Here is an 18,419-nt window from a genome sequence, read left to right as displayed (position 1 = left end):
GCGAGCCTTATCCGGTCTTGCTGTCGCGACTTGACGGCCCGGCTTCTGCGACACCACCGCCCGGCTTGTTCAGGTCGACCACCACACCGTTGATCTGGGTTGGGCCGGATGCAGTGAAATTGAACTTGGTGCCGAGGATGATGACGGTGCCGTCCTTGCGCATGATGAATTTGGACGCCCCGACTTCGATGACGAACTCTTCGCCGACGACCGTCTTCTTGAAATGCCCCACCTTTTCCATCGAGACCTGTCCCACGGTCAACACATCGGCCGTTCCCACCTGCGTGGTCCTCGCCACGCCCACATTCTGAGCCTGCATACGGCCGACCGTCAGATTGTGGTCACCACCGCCCATCAGCCCGCCGAGAGCGCCGAGGGCGGCCGTACCCGCCGCGGCCATGGGCGCGCCGCCGGCCTGGAACAAGGCCGGGGCGGCGACATTGGCGGCCGCCATCAGGGCCTTGTCGAAACCGCCCGAGGCAACGCCGAGCACACTGCTCGCCAGGGCGCTGGCGATGCCGCCGGCCAGCCCCCCCTGCCCGCCGGCATCGGCCGGCGGCGCGAAGGGTGGGGTGGAGAGGATGCCGCCGGGTGATGCTTCGCCGCCGCTTCCCCCTGCCGCTGGACCACCGGAGCCGGATCCCCCGCCCAGCCCGCCGAGCGCCGCCTGCGTCACCGCCGAAGCAGCCGCGCCGGCGGTCTTGCTGGCGGCGCTGCCCGGCTGGCTTGCGGCGGCCTGGGCCGCGATCGCCATCGCCTGCTGCAGCATGCCGGCGCTCTGGCCCATCAGCCCGGCGAGCGGGGCCAAAAGGGCGGCCGCGCCCATGCCGGTGGTGGCGCCCACCACCTGATTGAGCCCGCCCCCGACCTGGTGATTCATGTTGGCGCCCACGGTGAGCTGGTGCTGCTGGCCGTAGCTGTGCAGCGCGCTGGCATCCACCGTGTGGATCTGGTTGTTGAGCACCTTCGAGGTCATGTCCTTCTGGGCATGCAGGTGGAAGTTCTCCTGGCCCGGTGCATCCTCGAAGGAGAATTCGTTGAACTTGGTCGGGTCCTTGGACTTGTAGGTGTTGGAGCGGAAGATGCTCTTGGTCTTGTGCTCGGGCAGCTGGTAGGGCACCTGCTGGCTGGCATTGGGCACCAGCGCGGTGATGATCGGCCGGTCGGGGTCGCCGCCGAGATAGGAAACGATCGCTTCCATACCCACGCGCGGGATGATCTGGCCGCCCCAATTGCCGCCGCCCCAGTTCTGCGCCACCCGGATCCAGCAGGTGTCGGTGCCGTCCTTCTTGGCGCGGCGGTCCCAGGGGAACCACACCTTCACCCTTCCATATTTGTCGGGATGGATCTCCTCGCCCGGCGGGCCGGCGATGATGGCGATGTCGGTGCCGTCGATGCGCGGGCGCTGCGTCGAGCGGTGGGGCGTCGCCGGCACCCGGCTCGGCAGGGCGATGAAGCGGTTGGAATATTCCGGCTCGCCCTCATTGGTCTCGTAGGAGCGGTCGCGCGCCGTGTGCACGATCTGGAAGGTAATATGCTCCTCATAGGCGTTGCCGGGATTGGCGACGTCATAGGGCTTGAAGCGCCGTCCGGGCGCGAGCGTGCGGATGGTGGAGGCGCCTTCGATGCGCTCGTAGTCGGCCTCGGCCGCCTGCATCCTCAGCTTGGACTGGCGCTCCACCCGGTCATTGGCGATGCCCTCCGAGGCGCTGTCCGAGCCATAGCCGCCGACCATGGGGTATTCATAGAGCTCATAGGCCTCGTTGCCCGGCAGCGAGATCAGGCTCGGCGTCTCGCCCGACGGCACGGAGCCGGGGGTGAGGAAGTTCCAGTCCCCCGCCGAGCGCTTGCCGGGCACATAGGTGAAGCTGCGCTCGAACTTGGTGAGGTGGTTGCGGTCGGTCGAGCCCATGGCGAGGCGGACATCCGTCTCCGGCCCGCTGGTATAGCCCGAGACATGCGAGGCGATGTGCATGACATGCTTGGCGGCGACCGAGCCGGCCGAGCCGCCCTCATGCTCAAACCAGAAGAACAGGCCGTCCTCTTCCAGGCGGCGCAGGAGATAGGCCAGGTCCGTCTCGTTGTACTGCACCGAATAATGCTGGGGCTTGGGCTCGGGGATGACGCCCGAAGTCACCGGCGCGATCAGCTTGTGCTCGGACAAGAGCGTGCGGGCGACGTCGAGCGAGCTCTTGTCCTGCCAGATGCGGCAGTCCGAACGCTGGCTCATCAGCCAGTGCTGGGGCCGGATCTCCAGGCTGTAGGCGCGCAGGCCCCGAGTCACCGGCGGCCCCTCCACCAGGCGAACCACCAGCCCGTTCCAGGTGCGCCGCTCGCCCTGGCCGAGTTCGAGGGAGACGTCGACCAGCTTGCCGACGATCTCGTTCGGCTTGATGTCCGTCTTCTTGGAACGCACCGCGACGTGAAGCGTGAACAAATCGTTCACCGCCTCGCGCATCTCCACGCGCTCGGGCAGCAGCACGTCGGCGCCCAGCGGCGTCTCGATGCGCAGGATGCGTTCGGCCTGGATATAGGATGCTGAGCTGGCGTCGCCGTCCATCGAATGCCTGTCCCCGTATCATCTGGCCAGCGGCGGTGGCGAGTTCGCCTGACCGCGGGCCTGCCCGTTTCGATCGCGGCCCCGGCCTGGCGCCGGCGCCGCATGCGAAGTCGATGCTCAGTGGCTGATCCGCTCTCCCAGGAGATAGACCGTCACATAGCTGATCGAGCGGTTCGGCGGCGTCGGGCCGATCCATGGCCCCTGCACCAGCCTGGCCAAGGTCGGCTCCAGCTCGGCGCGGCTGCGGGCCGATTCGAGAAAATAGGCGCTGCGCCACATGAAGGCGCGGGTATCGGCGCCCTGCGCCAGCGAATAGGTCACCTGCATCACGAAGACGGTGTGGCCCTTGGCGTCCATCGCCTGGGAGATCGGCTGATCGTTGTTCTTCAGCCAGGTCCGCAGCGCATAGGTCAGCGAATATTCGTTGAGCAATTCGGAGCCCTGGCGGAACAAGGCCGCGGCCGCCCCGACCGTGGCGGCCCTGCCGCCGGCTTCGCGCGGCCCGGGAGCATAGGCGAAGTAATCGAGGTTGGGGGCCCGGCCCATGCGGGCAATGGGCGGTACGTCGGCCGGAACCAGCGGCCTTACGCTGAGCCTTGCAGAGGAAACGCTGAAATCGACCATGCCACTCCCTTGCGATTGTCGTTCGATATGGCTGGAAGGCCCATCCGGAACCGGACCGGAAAGCCGTCGAAAGGTCCGGGGCGCCGCCGGATCGGCGGCGCCCCGTCATCATGCCGGAAGTGCTTAGGCAGCCTTCGTCGTGGCCAGATCGTAGGTGGCGATCGTCGGCGAACCGGAGGTGTTGTCCTCGTTGTAGGGGGTGTACTTCACCTGCATCTTGGTGAAGTTGAGCCGGATCGTCTCGACGGGGCGGTCACCATTCGAATCGACCGAATAATTGGCGAGCAGCGTGTTGGTCAGCGTGTATTCGATATAGGTGTTGCCGGGGCTGCCGGTGGACACCAGATGGATCACCGCCGTCTTGCCCGTGCGGCCCGAGCAGGCTTCCTGGAACAGCCGGGTGGAGGAGGAATCGCTGACCTTGGTCAGGATCACTTCCGAAATCGTCGGCTCGGAGGCTTCGCGGTTGGCGGCCGAACCCGCCGAGGTGTTCATGTTGCGCGAAACGTTCCAGTGAATGGCTTCGATATCCATCCATTTCTTGTGCTGTTCCTGGGTGGCGTCGCCCTGGATACCATCGAGCTGCAGATAAATCGGCATACTACTTCTCTCCTGTTCGAAGTTGAATCGGCTTAAGACAGGTCAAGGCGCTCGCGCCTTTCTGGGTCGTACCGCATCCGAATGAGCCTTCTTGCCATTCGAGGCTGCTTTATCCGCCGGCCGTTTCCTCGGCCTGGCGAATTCCTTGGCGGCCGCCGGCTCAGCGGCAATGCTGAAACGGTGGCCGTCAAATCCGATCTCGATCCGCCCCGCCTTGGTTCCGGCGGTGACCTGATCGAGGAAAAAGGTGGACAGATCCGGCAGGAGTTCGCGCGCGATCATCGCCTCGATGGCACGCGCCCCCATCTCGCTGGTGCCGGCGCGGGCGACCAGGGCCTCACGCGCCGGGGCCAGCAGCACCACCTCGCTGCCATAGCTCGCCGCGACACGGTCCTGGATGCGCCCGATCTGGATGTCGACGATGCCCGACAGCGCCTCCCGGCCGAGCGGCGTGAAGGGCAGGATGGTGGTGCGGCCGAGGAAGGCGGGCTTGAACTGCTTCTGCAACTCGCCGAGCAGCAGTCCCTCCAGCGCCTCGCCTTCCGGCATGGTATCGGGATCGGCCGCCAGCGTGGCCAGCAATTCCGAGCCGGTATTGGCCGTCATCACGATGGTGGTGTTCTTGAAATCGATGTCGCGGCCTTCGCCGTCGCGCAGCGTGCCCTTGTCGAAGACCTGGTAGAAGATCTCCTGGACGCCGGGATGGGCCTTGTCGATCTCGTCGAGCAGCAGCACGCCATAGGGCCGGCGCCTGATGGCCTCGGTCAGCACCCCGCCCTCGCCATAGCCGACATAGCCGGGGGGCGAGCCGAGGAGCATGGAGATCTTATGCTCCTCCTTGAATTCCGACATGTTGATGGTGGTCAGATACTGGCTGCCGCCATAGAGCAGGTCGGCCAGCGCCAGCGCCGTCTCGGTCTTGCCGGTGCCGGACATGCCGACGAACAGGAACACGGCGGGCGGGCGGCGCGGATCGTTGAGCCCGGCCCTGGCCGTACGCATCGCCGAAGCGACCCGGCCGACGGCACCGTCCTGGCCGATGACGCGCTCCTTCAGGCGCGCTTCCAGCGTCTTGACCGTCTCGACCTGGTCGGTCAGCAGCTTCCCGACGGGAATGCCGGTCCAGCGCGCCACCAGGGCCGCGATCACCTCGCGATCGACGGCGCGCGGCAACAGAGGCGTCTCGCCGGTGAGTGCGGCCAGGCTCCCTTCAGCCTCGGCCAGCGCGGCGCGGGCGCTTTCGCGGGTGCCGGGCTGCTCGGGGAAAGGCGCGACATTGCCCTCCTCGCCCCCTGACGATGACGGCTCGCCCGCCTCGTCCTCGCCCGACAGGATCGCCTCCAGCCGATCGGCCTCCTCCACCAGGCGGGCTTCGGCCTCGAAACGAGCTTCGAGCGCCTCGATCTCGTCGGCGATGGCCACCAGCCTCGTGGTTATCCAGCCTTGCCGTTCCAGGCCCTCGGCGCTCTCGGGCTCCTTGGCGAGCCAGGCCGTTTCGACCTCGAGCAATTCACGCTCGCTCCGAAGGGTGCGAATCGCCTCGGGCACCGCCTGGCGGCCCAATGATACCGCCGCCGCCGCCGTGTCGATCAGGCTGATCGCCTTGTCGGGCAGCTGCCGGGCCGGAATGTAGCGCGCCGACAGCCGTACCGCTGCAGCCAGGGCCTCGTCGCGAATGCGCACTTTGTGGTGGGACCGGAAAGCGCCGGCGACGCCGCGGAGCATGCGGATCGCGGTTTCTTCGTCGGGTTCGTCGACCTTCACCGTCTGGAACCGCCGTGTCAGGGCCGCATCGCGCTCGATGAAACGCTTATATTCGCCCCAGGTCGTGGCAGCGATGGTACGCAGTTCGCCACGCGCCAGCGAAGGCTTGAGTATGTTGGCGGCATCGCCCTGCCCGGCCTGGCCGCCGGCCCCGATCAGGCTGTGCGCCTCGTCGATGAACAGGATGATCGGCACGGACGAGGCCTTGACCGCATCGACCACGCCATGCAGCCGGCGCTCGAACTCGCCCTTCACACCGGCCCCCGCCTGCAGGAGGCTGAGATCGAGCGACAGCAGGCGGACGTCCTTCAGCATGGCCGGCACATTGCCGGCCGCGATCTCCAGGGCCAGCGCCTCGGCGATCGCCGTCTTGCCGACTCCGGCCTCGCCCACCAGGATCGGGTTGTTTTGCCGACGGCGCATCAGGACGTCGACGACCTGGCGCAGCTCACGGTCACGCCCGATCACCGGGTCGATACGGCCGGAACGCGCGTCCGCCGTCATGTCCTGGGTGTAAAGCCGCAGGAAATCGCTTTCGCCGGTCGCCCCGGCGGTCGGCGGCGTGCCCGCCGGTGCCTGGTCCACATCTGCCGCCTTGAGGTCGGCGAGCGCTGCTTCGACGGCCTTGAGGTCGATGTCCCGCAGGCTCGGGGCCGTGGCCCTCGCCACGATGCGAAGGTTCTGCTCGGTGGCGAGCGCCACCAGGAGATCGCCGAACTCGACACGGTTGCGCCCGAACTGCAGCGAAGCCACCAGCCACGCCTCACGGGCGAGCGTCAGCACATTCTGCGACAAGGTCAGCTGCGCCTGGCTGTCCCGCGACAGGTCGGCGATAGCAAGGTCGAGCTCGCGCCTGAGTGCCTCGACGCCGATCCCCGCCTGTTCAAAACGCGCCACCGGACCGGGGGCCTGGACGAGCCCGCTCAGCCAATGCGCCACTTCCACAGTAGGGTTTGCGTTGCGCGCGGCAATGGAGGCGGCTGTCTCAAGAGCGACACGAAGCTCCGGTCCCAACATCCTGACAAGTTGGTTGAGATCGATATTCGGCATCCACGAATTCCACGTAGGTTTTTCTGCTCATGCGCAAGTGCGCCGTAACGTCAATTGAGTTAAGCAGGATTCCTATTTTCCGTCTATAGAGCTATTATTACAAAAGCCAAGATACCGGTACACCACTGTGAGTCTACCATCATAACTGCGGTACGATAGTACATGACATTTTGATGACATTTGCGCGACGTGATTCATACGATTCTTCATCAATTGGAAAACTGTAAGGTAATACCATATATCGTCATTCATTCATCATACGGGGTGTGGCATTGACATTACTGTACCTTTGGAAACAGAATGCTTGAGCCTTTGGAAGCAGACTGCCATCGGGATGTGTCAGGAGTTTAAAGCTTGGGGCCGCTGTGCTGATGGATTTAAGGGAGATTATCTCTCCACTTGGGCAGGATAGCCCTTGCGGCGAGAATATTAGGGTAGCTCCCAAATATCAGGAAAAGTATTATCGGATTAAGGACGCTCGCAATGCTGCTCGAAGCGTTGAGCGGAGCGCGTCTCCGAACGATAATATTCGTCTTACGCCCGCCTGGCATGAGGTCAATGAACTAGGTCTTCAGATCTTGTCGTCCAACAGCAAGGATATCGAAATCCTTGCCTGGCTCGCCGAGGCGCAACTCAGGCTGCGTGGTTTCGAGGGCCTACGGGACAGCTTCACCGCCATGATGTCGCTTTTGGACAATTATTGGGAGGAGCTGCACTCCATCGGCGACGACGATATCGAGGAACGACTGGCTCCTCTTGCCGGCCTCAATGGCGTCAATAGCGAAGGGTCCCTGATCCAGGCGATTCGCCTGACCTCGCTGGTCCCCAATGGCAGTTTCGCCCAGCATTCCCTGTGGGACTATCAGCTCGCCCAGCGGGCTGGAGAAGCCGAGCGTCGCGACCTCCTGCACGAGGCGGCCACGGAAGCGGGAATGGCTGCCATGGCCTCCCATCTGGCCGTGGTCAACGACTGCATCGCCTCCTTTGCCAAGCTGGCGACGGTGCTGACCGAACGCTGCGGGGACCGGGCGCCGCCAAGCTCGAACACCCGCAACGTCCTGCAGGAGGTCGCGGCCGCCATCCGGGATCTCACCGGCCTCGGCGCGGAAGTGAGTGATGCCATGCCGGCGACTGCGGCGGAAACGCAGGCGGGCACGGCTGCCGAGACCGCTCCGGCACCGTCGGCGCCGCGTTCCCTCGTTCCCGGCAGCATCGCCTCGCGTGAGGAGGCTTTCGAGATCCTGCTCGCCGTTGCCCGCCATTTCCGGCGGACGGAACCGCACTCACCGATTTCCTTAGCCATCGAAACATTGGTGCGCAGAGGGCGCATGGACTTTTCCGAACTGCTGGCCGAGCTCCTTCCCGAGGCGCAGACGCGCAACGCCGTCCTGACCGCGGCCGGGATCCAGGCCAAGACCGAAAAACGGGACAATTGAGAGACCCTTCGGCGCCGTGCGGGAATTGAAACCCTCGTCGCCCTGGCCGTTTCCCGTTCCGAACGACGCAAGAAATTTATCTGCGGCCTAATTTTATCAACGTGCCCAATTTTACCAACGTGCCCAATTTTACCAACGTGCCCTTGGCACAGACAGGAAGACCAAGATGGAAAGCGTTCACGCCAAGCTCGAAAGGGTGCGCAAGCCCCGGGTCCACATCAAGTACGAGGTCGAAACCGAAGGGGCGATGGTGGTCAAGGAACTGCCTTTCGTCGTCGGCGTGCTCGGCGACTTCTCCGGCAACCCCACCCAGCCGCTCAAGCCGTTCGGCGAACGCAAGTTCGTGCAGATCGATCGCGACAATTTCGACGACGTCATGCGCCGCATGACGCCCGGCCTCAACATCGCGGTCGAGAACACCCTGGCCGATGACGGCACCGACCTCGCGGTCAATCTCAAATTCGAGAGCATGGAAGATTTCGAACCCGGCGCGATCGTCAATCAGGTGCCGGCGCTCAAGGCCCTGCTCGACGCCCGCAACCAGCTGCGCGACCTGATGAGCAAGGCCGACCGCTCCGAGGACCTGGAACGGCTGCTCGAAAACATCCTGCAGAACCAGTCCGACATCAAGCAGCTGGTCGGTGAACTCGGCGGCAACAAGAAGGACGGCTCGGCGAACTGACGCCGCAGCGACACGAGGATCGAGCCATGAATGCCAAGACCCAAGCCAAGCGTGACGTCGTCGTCGAAACGACAGCGGAAGAGAACCTGCTCTCCAAGGTCGTGTCGGCCACCCGCCAGACCGAACCGGATCGCGCCCAGGACCTGCTGCGCACCCTGACCGACCAGGCCCTCAAGGGCACGGTGGTCTATGACCGCAACCTGACGGTGACGCTCAACAACGCCATCGCCGCCATCGACAAGACGATCTCGCGCCAGCTCGCGACGATCATGCAGTCGCCCGAATTCACCAAGCTCGAGGGCGCCTGGCGCGGCCTGAACTATCTGGTGAAGAACTCGGAGACCAGCGTCAATCTGAAGATCCGGGTGCTCAACGCCTCCAAGCGTGATCTCGCCAGGGACCTGTCCAAGGCCGTCGAGTTCGACCAGTCGCGCCTGTTCAAGTCGATCTACGAAGACGAGTTCGGCACCCCCGGCGGTGAACCGATGGGCGCGATCATCGGCGACTACGAGTTCGACAATTCCTTCGACGACGTCCAGCTGCTGCAGGGCCTGTCCTCGATCGCAGCGGCCGCCTTCGCGCCCTTCATCTCGGCTGCGAGCCCGCGCATGTTCGGCTTCGAGGACTATCGCGACCTGGCGCGCCCGCGCGATCTGGAGAAGATCTTCGAGACGGTGGAATATGCCAAGTGGCGTTCGCTGCGCGAAAGCGACGATTCGCGCTTCGTCACCCTGGCTCTACCCCGCGTGCTCGCCCGCATGCCCTATGGACCGAAGACGCATCCCATCGACGAATTCGGCTATGACGAGACCGGCGATTCCAAGACCGGCGAACTCCCGCACGACAATTATTGCTGGATGAACGCCGCCTATGTGATGGGAACGCGTCTGACCGAGGCCTTTGCCAAATTCGGCTGGTGCACCGCCATCCGCGGCGCCGAGAATGGCGGCAAGGTCGAGAACCTGCCGATGCACATCTTCTCCAGCGACGATGGCGATCTCGATCTCAAATGCCCCACCGAGGTCGGCATCACCGATCGTCGCGACGCCGAACTCGGCAAGCTCGGCTTCCTGCCGCTGTGCCACTACAAGAACACCGACTACGCCGTGTTCTTCGGCGCCCAGACCGCCCACAAGCCCAAGCTCTACGACCGGCCAGAGGCGAATGCCAACGCCGCCGTGTCGGCCCGCCTGCCCTATATGATGGCGACGTCGCGCTTTGCCCACTATCTCAAGGTGATGGGCCGCGACAAGATCGGCTCCTTCATGGAAGCCAAGGATTGCGAAGCCTGGCTCAACCGCTGGATCTCCAACTATGTCAACGCCAATGACGAGGCCGGCGAGGAAACGAGGGCGCGCTACCCGCTGCGCGACGCCAAGGTGACGGTCCAGGAAGTTCCGGGCAAGCCGGGCTCCTACAATGCCGTGGCCTGGATGCGCCCCTGGCTGCAGATGGAGGAACTGACGACCTCGCTGCGCATGGTCGCTCGCATTCCCGCCAAGAACTGAGCCGGCGAACAGACAGTGAGCCGTGCCGCCGGCCCGCCCGGCGGCACCTTCGGCTTTCCTTCCGAAAGCCATCTCCGACGATAGGTTTCGAGAACTTGCTGCGAGGCAGAGCAGATCGGCTCATCGCCCTGATCGACGAGGCGCTGAATCGCCAGGTCAACGCGATCCTGCACCATCCCGAATTCCAGGCGATGGAGGCACGCTGGCGCGGACTGGCGATGCTGGTGCGCGTCGCCTCGCGCTCGAGCGAGGTCAAGATCAAGCTGCTCGGGCTGAGCTGGAAGGAGCTGGCGCGCGGCATGGAACGCGCATCGGACTTCGACCAGAGCCATCTGTTCGAGCTGGTCTATAATCGTGAATTCGGCATGCCGGGCGGCGAGCCCTATGGCCTCATCATCGGCGATTATCACCTCTCGCCTACCGATCCCCAGGAGGGCGGCGATGTGGTCGGCACGCTGACCCAGTTGGCCCCGGTGGCGGCGGCCGCATTCTGCCCCTTCGTGGCCGGCGCCTCGCCGCGCGCGATCGGGCTGGAGAGCTTTTCCGAACTCAACCGGGTGCAGGATCTCAACTGGCTCGACAGCAGCCCCGATCGCATACGCTGGAACCGCCTGCGGACCCATGAGGATACGCGCTTCCTCGGCCTGGTCGCGCCGCGTGTCCTGATGCGCCAGCCCTACGAGCCCTATTCGCGCCGGCGTGATGACGGCTTCCCCTTCCGCGAAGCCGTATCGGCGGATGGCGCAAGTCTGCTGTGGGGCAATGGCGCCTTCGCCTTCGCCACCATCGTCATCCGCAATTTCATCCAGTCCGGCTGGTTCGCCGACATTCGCGGCGTCACCCAGGACGCGGTGGACGGCGGCATGTTGAGCACGGCCGAACTCGCCGCCTATGATTTTGCGACCGAAAGCGAGGGCCTGTCCGCCCAGCCGCCGGTCGAAGTGCGCCTGACCAGCGGACAGGAGCAGCAATTCTGCGATCACGGGCTGGTGCCGATCGGCACCACCTACATGTCCGCATCGGCGATCTTCAACGCCAACCAGTCGCTCCATGCACCCCAGCATTACGCCAATGAAAATGCGCGTCAGAACGCGCGCCTCGCCGCCATGCTGCAATATGTGCTCTGCGCCTCACGCTTTTCCCACTATCTCAAGGTGATCATGCGCGACCAGGTCGGCCGGCTGGCCGATGCCACCGCGCTGCAACGCAAGCTCGAGGACTGGCTGTCGGGCTATACGCTCGGCAATGACGATGCCGACCTGCCCCTGCGCACGCGCTATCCGCTGCGCTCGGCGGGCATTGCGGTCGAGGAACTCGCCGGCAAGCCAGGCACTTTCATCTGCACCGTGCGGCTGCAGCCGCATTTCCAGCTCGACGACGTGTCGACCAGCTTCCACCTCATTGCCGAAATGGCCCCGCCGACGAGTGGTGCCGATACGGCCTCCCCGCCCAGAAGGATGACCGCATGACGCTCGCCGCCAGCATCGCCAGTTCCCTGTCCGAAGGCGCCCTGAGCCAGGCGCTCGACCATGCCAAGGACCATGTGCGGGCCCGTCCCTCGGACAAGGACGCCCGCCATCTCTATATCGACCTGCTCGTCCTCGCCGGGGACTATGAGCGGGCCGATACGCAATGCAGCCTGGCCGTGACCCTGGCGCCGCAGGACACCATGGGCTTTGCCCTGCTGCGCAACCAGCTGCGGGCCATGGCGGCCCGCAAGGCCTGGTTCGAGGCCGGCGCCGTGCCGGAATTTCCCCAGGGGCCGAGTGCGCTCGACAAGGCCGCCATCGAGCTCGCCATCGTCCATCGCGAGGGTGGTGCGGCAAGACCCGCGCTGGAAGCGCTGGACCAGCTGCGCGGCGAACAGCCCATGCTGTGGAACGGCAAGCCGGTCGGTGATTTCCGGGACCTCGACGATCGGGTGCCGCATGCGCTCGAAGTCATCATGACGGGCGGCGCCTATCTGTGGATCGACTTCGCCAAGATCGCCTCGGTAACGGTGGAGCCGATCGCCCGGCCGCGCGACCTCGCCTTCCGGCGGGCGGAGCTGTCGCTGATCGACGGCGCGTCCGCACCCGTGCTGCTGCCGGCGATCTATCAGGGTACCGAAGGCAACGAGGCGCTCTTGCTGGGACGCGAGACCGAGTGGGTCGCCGAGCCTTCGGGCATCACCACCGGCCGCGGCCAGCGTTGCTTCCTGGCCGGCGACGACCTGGTCTCCTTCCACGACATGCAGGCCCTGGGCATGCCGGAAGTCGCCCGTCACAAGCAGGCTGCCCATGGTTGATCCGCTCGAACGGTTCCGGGCCCGCGAACAGGTCCTGTCGCGCTCGATCCTCGATCGATTGCTCGACGCGACACCCGATCTCGTCCAGGACCCCGCCCTCAGCCTTGCGGACCAGGCGCGGGAGATGCGCGAGGCCATCCGCCGCGACCTCGAGGCGCTGCTCAATACCAGGCGCTGTCCGGCCAGCCCGCCGGACAGGCTGGCGGAGCTCAGGGACGCGCTGGTCAGCTACGGCGTGGAAGGGATCGTCTCCGCCAATCTGGTCACCGACGAAGCCAAGCTGCAGCTGGCACGCGCCATCGAGCGGCGCATCGCCCTGTTCGAAACGAGACTGTCGAACATCCGCGTGACCATCCTCAAGAATCGCACCCAGGGCGAAAGAGCGCTGCGCATGCGCATCGAGGCGACCTTCCGCCTCTATGACGGCATGCCGCCGATCAATTTCGAATCGACCATCGATCCCACCAGCCAGCGCTTCCAGGTGGAGGCGGCACATGGCTGAGGGGTTCCTGCGGCGCTACAATGAGGAATTGTCGGCCTTGCGCCGGCGTGCATCGCGGTTTGCCGATGCCTTCCCCAAGATCGCGGGACGCCTGCGCTTGACCGGGGAGATTGCCGACGATCCCCATGTCGAGCGTCTCATCCAGAGCTTCGCCTATTCGGCAGCCAGGGTGCGCCAGAAGCTCGACGACGAATTTCCCGAACTCACCGACGGCCTGCTCGAAACGCTCTATCCGCATTATCTCGCCCCCCTGCCTTCCATGAGCATCGTGCGCTTCGCACCGGGCGAGTCGCTGGCCGCCATGCAGACCCTGCCGCGCCACACCGAGGTGCAGGCCGAACCGGTCGGCGGCGAGACCTGCCGCTTCCTGACCACGCAGGATGTCGAAATCGCGCCGGTGGAAGTCACCGCGGTCACGCTGTCGGGACAGCCGATCCAGGCCCCCCTTTCCCGCCATGCCGGTGCGGCCGGCTGTCTGCGGCTGTCGATCCGTTCCCTGGCAGGGCGGCGTCCCTTGTCGGAGCTCGGGGTCAAGCGCCTGCGTTTCTACATTGCCTCGCCCTGGCGGCAGGCGAGCGCCTTGTACGAATTGCTCGTCAACCACACGCAGGGCATTGCACTGGCACGCCATGCCGACGACGACAAGGCGATCTTCCTGCCGGCCGATCACCTCAAGCCTGTCGGCTTTTCGGCCGACGAGACCATGCTGCCCTATCCGAGCACGAGTTTTACCGGTTACCGCCTGCTGACGGAATTCTTCGCGCTGCCGCAGAAATTCCTGTTCTTCGAGATCGACGGGCTGCAGCGCTGGCATGGCGACGGGCTGGAGATCTTCGTCTATCTCGGCCAGACGGACGGCAAGCTCGAGCGCTCGGTTACCAGCCGGGATCTGGTGCTGCACGCGACGCCCGTGGTCAATTTGTTCCGCCAGACCTGCGAGCCGCTCGCGCTCGACGGCACGCGCACCGAATATCGGCTGCTCTCCGACTCGCGTCGGCAGCGGACACGCGAGATCTATTCCATCGAGAAAGTGACGCTGACGGGATCGAAGGGCGAGCAGCAATCCTGCCAGCCCTTCTTCGGCCGCACCCAGCGTTCAGGCGCTGCCGCCGCCTATTGGCAAAGCTATCGGCGCTTCGACCCCGACGACGGCACCTGCGATCTCGACATCGCCTTCGTCGACCACAACCGCCGGGTTACCGGCAATATCGATGCCGTGGCCAGTGTCGACGCCTGGTGCCTCAATCGCGCTCTTCCCGAGCGCCTGCCCTTCGGAGGCGGCCACCCCCATCTCAAGCTGGCGCTCGGCAACGAGGCGGTCGGGCGCATCGAGGCGTTGATCGCCCCGACACCCGCCGTGCGCATGAACGACGAGGATGGCCGCAACTGGCGACTGATGTCGCATCTCCTGCTCAACCATGTCTCGCTGTTCGACAATGGCGGGGCGGCGCTCAAGGACATCCTCTCGCTCTATGCCTTCCGTGACCTGCCGGAGACCCGCCAGCTCGTCGACGCCATCATCCGGGTGGAGGCGCGCGCTGCCACCGCTCGCATCCGGGGCGGCATGGTGCCCGGCACCGAGATCACCGTGGAATTCGACCCGGCTGCAATCGATCGCCCTTCCGCCTTTCTGTTCGGCAGCGTGCTCGATCGCTTCTGCGGCCTCTACACCTCGGTGAACAGCTTCACCCGGCTGACCGTCTCCATCAAGGGCCAATCCAAGCCGATCGCCACCTGGCCCGCCCGCGCGGCCGAGCGGCCGCTGCTGTAGGAGGCCCTTGCACGCCATGCTTCCTGATCCCAACACAGACAGCCTTGCCGACCTGCTCGAACGCGACCCCGGCCGTTTCGAGCCGACCACGGCCTTCCGGGTCGCCCAGGCCTCCGGAGAGCAGCTTGCCATCACGGCGCATGGCGGTGTCTCGCCGGCCGCCCTGCCGGTATCGGGCTTTCGCCGGAAAGAAGGTGAGGCGACGCTGCGCAGCGCCCTCGCCGGGCTCGCCGGACCGTTGGGTTCGCTGCCGCCAGCCTATAACGAACTCGTCATGCGCGAGGAACGCAACAAATCCTCCTCGCTCGCGGCCTTCCTGCAATTGTTCGGCGCCCGCATGGACGAACTGTTCGTCGATGCCTGCGAGAAATACCGGCTCGCCCGGCTGCTGCGCTGGGGAACCCGTGAAGGGCGCAACGGCTTCATCAAGACATTGCTGTCCCTCACCGGTTTCGGCACTGCGAGGCTGCGGGAGCGCAGCGGCACCAACGACGACGTGCTGCTGCGCTTCAGCGGCTTCTTTGCAGCGCGAACCCGCAATGCCAGCAATCTGAGAGCCATGCTGTGCGAAGTGAGCGGCCTGCCGGTCGAAATCGAGCTCTTCCAGGGCCGTTGGCTGAGCGTACCCGAACACGAGCAGAGCAGGATGACCCGGGGGGCCACGGTGCGCCTTGGCGTCGATGCCATGGCAGGCTCGGCCATCCGGGACCTCTCCAGCACCTTCCGCGTGGTGATCGGTCCTCTCGACTATCGAGACTATCTGTCTCTGGCGCCAGGGAGCCGCAATATCCAGGAACTCTTCGCGCTTACCCGCCTGTTCGTCGGTTGCGGGCTCGATTTCGACATCCAGGTCGTTCTCAAGAAGGAGCACGTTCCTTTCTGTCAGCTCGGCCAGGCGGGCGATCCACCACGCCTGGGCTGGAACAGCTGGGCACGCATCGCACCGGCGGCACGGGACAGCGACGATGCCGTCATTACCGAGCGCCAGGCGGTGCTTCAACCGGTCTCGTGAGGAGATGGCCATGCGGTTGGAACTCAAGCAGGTCGAGGCAAACGGAGCCGGGGCGGGCACGCCACCCTGGGTGCTGGAACGCGGGCGCCGGACGCTGGGACGATCGGTCGATTGCGACTGGCAAGTGCCTGACGCCGGCCGCACCGTCTCCAAGCTCCATTGCACCATCCTGCGCGATCGCGACGGCTATTTGCTGCGCGACGAAAGCGCCAATGGTACCCGCGTGGACGGCGTGCTGGTCCTGGAGGGCGAAACTGCTCGCCTCCGGCATCAAACGCGCCTCGAACTGGGGGGCCATGCCTTCGCGGTATCGGTCACCGGCGAGGCCGACCGCGACATCGTCGACCCCGATGCCGGCCTCGCCGTCAGTTCGGAGAACCTGACGATCACCGCCATCCTTGCCGATATCGCGCCGGGCGGGCAGACGGCGACCGGCGTGATGGGCGGGCGTCTTTCCGACGACTGGCCTTTGGAGCAGCCGAAAGCCTCCCAGCCCGCGGGACGCAAGCGCGAGGCCGCTCCCTCCTCGCGTCATGTCGAGATCGGCTGGAATGGGCCACCGGATCCCAGGGCGATCAAGGCGGTCCTGCCGGATGACTGGAACGAGGATTTCGACTACGGCAACCGCCTCGAACATGGCCGGGCCACTTTCGTGTCCGTACCCATGGCCCGCGACCGCAGCAAGGATGGCAGCGAGGCGGCACCGGCAAGTAACGACGGAAGGCAGGTGGTCGTGCCCACCGAGCCGGACGAGGAGCCCGCCGATTTCCTGGCCGCCATGGCCGCTCCCTCTTCCTGGCTGCCGCGCTGCGACGGCCTGCTCGCCCAATGCGAAGAAGCGCTCGAGAAGGCCTTCGTCACCTTCGAGATCGGCGCCGAGGCCTTGGCACCAGCACCGGACGTCTTCGGCCTCACTCGAGAGGAAGCCCTGCTGGCACGGCTCGAAACCCTGCTGGCGCGCCAACAGGCACTCGCGGAGGCGCTCGGCACCTTGGTCCGCGAAGTCGGCCCCCAATTGGAGCCACGCATCGTCGAGGCGAGCATCGATGCCCGTGCCATGGGACTGCCCTGGCGCCGCAACGGCGCCTATTGGCAAGCCTATCGCCAGCAATTCGAGGCCGACGGCCGGGATCTCTCCGTCCGCGACCTGTTCCGCAGGGCAATGCTGCGCTCCCTCGACCCGGCTAGGAACGAACCAGGCGGCAGCGAGCCGGCCAAGACTGGGAACGGCACTGCGCACAGCACGACAAGCAAGGACGACGAAGTCGCATGAGAAACGAAAACAGGGTCGCGTGGAGCGAGGGAATGTTCCTTCGCGTGCAGCATTTCCAGCAGGCCGACCGCTGGACGGAGCGGCTCGTTCGAGCGACCACGCGTGAGCTTGCCGCCTACCCCTGGGGCATTGCCGAGATCGGCATCGATCGCGGTGCCCTGGCCATCGGGCAGTTCGCCCTGGCGAATCTGCGCGGCACCCTGCCCGACGGCACGCCGTTCGAAGCGCCCTTCGACACCGACCTGCCGCCGCCGCTCGAGCTCGACGAGGCCACCAAGAACGCCATCATCTATCTGGCGCTGCCGGCCCGCCGGCCTGGGCGCGCCGACATCGCCGTCAATGGCGGGGCTTCCTCGTCGGGGGTGCGTTTCGTCGCCTCGCACTACGAAGCGCCCGACGCCAATGTCGAGACCGACTTCATGGCGCCCATCGATGTCGGCCGGCTGAGCCTGCGTTATCTCAAGAGCGGCGACGACCTCGCCGGCTACGAACTGATCGGCCTTGCGCGCATCATCGAGGTGCGCTCGGACAAGGCCGTTTTGCTCGATCCCGACTACATCGCCCCGTGCCTGAATTGCGCCGCCGAGGCGCGGCTCAGCGAACTCATGGCCGAACTCCTCGGCATCGTGCGCCACCGCGCGGCGGCCATCGCCGAACGTATCGGCGATCCGACCATCCGCGGCACGGCCGAAGTCGGCGACTATTTCCTCCTTCATATCCTCAACCGGGCCGATCCGCTGCTCAGCCACATCGCCGCCAATGCGACGCGGATCCATCCGATGACTTTCTACGAGCATTGCATCCAGCTCGCCGGGGAACTCGCCACCTTCACCATGGATTCCAAGCGCGCCAGCGAGTTCCCGCCCTATCGGCACGACGACCTCAAGGCGACCTTCGCCGCCGTGTTCGACGATCTCAGGACCTCACTCTCGGCCGTGCTCGAACAGGCGGCCGTCGCCATCGAGCTCGCCGAACGCCGGCATGGCGTGCGCGTGGGCACCATCAACGACCGGACCCTGCTCAAGGATGCCGGTTTCGTGCTGGCCGTCAGGGCCGAGATGCCGGCCGAGGAGGTGCGCCGCCGCCTGCCGGCCCAGATCAAGGTCGGCCCGGTGGAGCGCATCGCCGAACTGGTCAATGTCGCCCTGCCCGGCATTCCCGTCCGGCCGCTGCCGGTGCTGCCGCGCCAGCTGCCCTATCGTTCGGGCACCATCTATTTCGAGCTCGATACCAAGAACCCGCTGTGGAAACAGCTCGATACGTCGGGCGCCATCGCCCTCCATCTCGCCGGCGACTTTCCGGGTCTTGAGATGGAGCTCTGGGCCCTGAGGGAGTGAAGGAGGCCAGCCG

The 18,419-nt window shown here is 65.5% G+C and carries 14 protein-coding genes; 10 read left to right on the top strand and 4 right to left on the bottom strand.

Annotated features, from left to right (window positions below; genetic code table 11):
- Positions 1-7: 7 nt before the first annotated feature.
- The 4 genes from tssI to tssH form a co-directional block, all read right to left on the bottom strand.
- The gene (gene tssI / locus ACTJKX_RS01865; protein ID WP_440724175.1) at positions 8-2,560 is read right to left on the bottom strand and encodes a type VI secretion system tip protein TssI/VgrG; all 2,553 of its coding nucleotides are present in this window, start codon (positions 2,558-2,560) and stop codon (positions 8-10) included.
- Between the two features lie 117 nt (positions 2,561-2,677).
- A complete protein-coding gene (locus ACTJKX_RS01860) occupies positions 2,678-3,184 on the bottom strand; it encodes a hypothetical protein (RefSeq protein WP_322431029.1) in 507 nt (168 codons plus the stop codon).
- A gap of 123 nt (positions 3,185-3,307) precedes the next feature.
- The gene (locus ACTJKX_RS01855) at positions 3,308-3,784 is read right to left on the bottom strand and encodes an Hcp family type VI secretion system effector (protein WP_068288623.1); all 477 of its coding nucleotides are present in this window, start codon (positions 3,782-3,784) and stop codon (positions 3,308-3,310) included.
- 42 nt (positions 3,785-3,826) lie between these two features.
- Positions 3,827-6,598, bottom strand: coding sequence for a type VI secretion system ATPase TssH (gene tssH, locus ACTJKX_RS01850; RefSeq protein WP_440724174.1), 2,772 nt, complete (start codon positions 6,596-6,598; stop codon positions 3,827-3,829).
- Between the two features lie 371 nt (positions 6,599-6,969).
- Between tssH and tssA the strand changes: the two genes are divergently transcribed.
- The 10 genes from tssA to tssK all read left to right on the top strand — a co-directional run bounded on the left by tssA (position 6,970) and on the right by tssK (position 18,406).
- Entirely contained in the window at positions 6,970-8,034 is a 1,065-nt protein-coding gene (gene tssA, locus ACTJKX_RS01845) for a type VI secretion system protein TssA (RefSeq protein ID WP_440724173.1), read from the top strand.
- A gap of 166 nt (positions 8,035-8,200) precedes the next feature.
- Positions 8,201-8,716, top strand: coding sequence for a type VI secretion system contractile sheath small subunit (gene tssB / locus ACTJKX_RS01840; RefSeq protein ID WP_068288619.1), 516 nt, complete (start codon positions 8,201-8,203; stop codon positions 8,714-8,716).
- A 26-nt stretch (positions 8,717-8,742) separates the two neighbouring features.
- The gene (gene tssC, locus ACTJKX_RS01835; protein WP_311933454.1) at positions 8,743-10,224 is read left to right on the top strand and encodes a type VI secretion system contractile sheath large subunit; all 1,482 of its coding nucleotides are present in this window, start codon (positions 8,743-8,745) and stop codon (positions 10,222-10,224) included.
- A gap of 95 nt (positions 10,225-10,319) precedes the next feature.
- Positions 10,320-11,693, top strand: coding sequence for a type VI secretion system contractile sheath large subunit (gene tssC / locus ACTJKX_RS01830; RefSeq protein ID WP_394310247.1), 1,374 nt, complete (start codon positions 10,320-10,322; stop codon positions 11,691-11,693).
- On the top strand, positions 11,690-12,511 hold the full coding sequence (locus ACTJKX_RS01825; RefSeq protein ID WP_440724172.1) for a type VI secretion system accessory protein TagJ: 822 nt from the start codon (positions 11,690-11,692) through the stop codon (positions 12,509-12,511). Before tssC (ACTJKX_RS01830) ends, ACTJKX_RS01825 begins: the two co-directional genes overlap by 4 nt.
- Positions 12,504-13,013 carry a type VI secretion system baseplate subunit TssE gene (tssE, locus tag ACTJKX_RS01820; RefSeq protein WP_440724171.1) on the top strand — a complete coding sequence of 170 codons (510 nt, stop codon included), beginning with the start codon at positions 12,504-12,506 and terminating at the stop codon, positions 13,011-13,013. The genes ACTJKX_RS01825 and tssE overlap by 8 nt, the downstream gene beginning before the upstream one ends.
- Entirely contained in the window at positions 13,006-14,784 is a 1,779-nt protein-coding gene (tssF, locus tag ACTJKX_RS01815; protein ID WP_440724170.1) for a type VI secretion system baseplate subunit TssF, read from the top strand. Before tssE ends, tssF begins: the two co-directional genes overlap by 8 nt.
- 16 nt (positions 14,785-14,800) lie before the next feature.
- On the top strand, positions 14,801-15,796 hold the full coding sequence (gene tssG / locus ACTJKX_RS01810) for a type VI secretion system baseplate subunit TssG (RefSeq protein ID WP_440724169.1): 996 nt from the start codon (positions 14,801-14,803) through the stop codon (positions 15,794-15,796).
- 10 nt (positions 15,797-15,806) lie between these two features.
- Positions 15,807-17,069, top strand: a complete 1,263-nt coding sequence (locus ACTJKX_RS01805; protein WP_440724168.1) for a type VI secretion system-associated FHA domain protein — start codon at positions 15,807-15,809, stop codon at positions 17,067-17,069.
- Positions 17,066-18,406, top strand: a complete 1,341-nt coding sequence (gene tssK, locus ACTJKX_RS01800) for a type VI secretion system baseplate subunit TssK (RefSeq protein ID WP_311933462.1) — start codon at positions 17,066-17,068, stop codon at positions 18,404-18,406. The genes ACTJKX_RS01805 and tssK overlap by 4 nt, the downstream gene beginning before the upstream one ends.
- Positions 18,407-18,419 lie beyond the last annotated feature (13 nt).

Source organism: Labrys sp. 22185 (genome assembly GCF_052045555.1).
Classification (GTDB): Bacteria; Pseudomonadota; Alphaproteobacteria; order Rhizobiales; family Labraceae; genus Labrys; species Labrys neptuniae.
This window is presented reverse-complemented; position numbering and strand designations above follow the sequence as displayed.

Coding starts and splice junctions, on each gene's coding strand:
- tssI (WP_440724175.1), bottom strand. CDS start 2,560: ATGGACGGCGACGCCAGCTCAGCATCCTATATCCAGGCCGAACGCATC.
- ACTJKX_RS01860 (WP_322431029.1), bottom strand. CDS start 3,184: ATGGTCGATTTCAGCGTTTCCTCTGCAAGGCTCAGCGTAAGGCCGCTG.
- ACTJKX_RS01855 (WP_068288623.1), bottom strand. CDS start 3,784: ATGCCGATTTATCTGCAGCTCGATGGTATCCAGGGCGACGCCACCCAG.
- tssH (WP_440724174.1), bottom strand. CDS start 6,598: ATGCCGAATATCGATCTCAACCAACTTGTCAGGATGTTGGGACCGGAG.
- tssA (WP_440724173.1), top strand. CDS start 6,970: ATGGATTTAAGGGAGATTATCTCTCCACTTGGGCAGGATAGCCCTTGC.
- tssB (WP_068288619.1), top strand. CDS start 8,201: ATGGAAAGCGTTCACGCCAAGCTCGAAAGGGTGCGCAAGCCCCGGGTC.
- tssC (WP_311933454.1), top strand. CDS start 8,743: ATGAATGCCAAGACCCAAGCCAAGCGTGACGTCGTCGTCGAAACGACA.
- ACTJKX_RS01825 (WP_440724172.1), top strand. CDS start 11,690: ATGACGCTCGCCGCCAGCATCGCCAGTTCCCTGTCCGAAGGCGCCCTG.
- tssE (WP_440724171.1), top strand. CDS start 12,504: ATGGTTGATCCGCTCGAACGGTTCCGGGCCCGCGAACAGGTCCTGTCG.
- tssF (WP_440724170.1), top strand. CDS start 13,006: ATGGCTGAGGGGTTCCTGCGGCGCTACAATGAGGAATTGTCGGCCTTG.
- tssG (WP_440724169.1), top strand. CDS start 14,801: ATGCTTCCTGATCCCAACACAGACAGCCTTGCCGACCTGCTCGAACGC.
- ACTJKX_RS01805 (WP_440724168.1), top strand. CDS start 15,807: ATGCGGTTGGAACTCAAGCAGGTCGAGGCAAACGGAGCCGGGGCGGGC.
- tssK (WP_311933462.1), top strand. CDS start 17,066: ATGAGAAACGAAAACAGGGTCGCGTGGAGCGAGGGAATGTTCCTTCGC.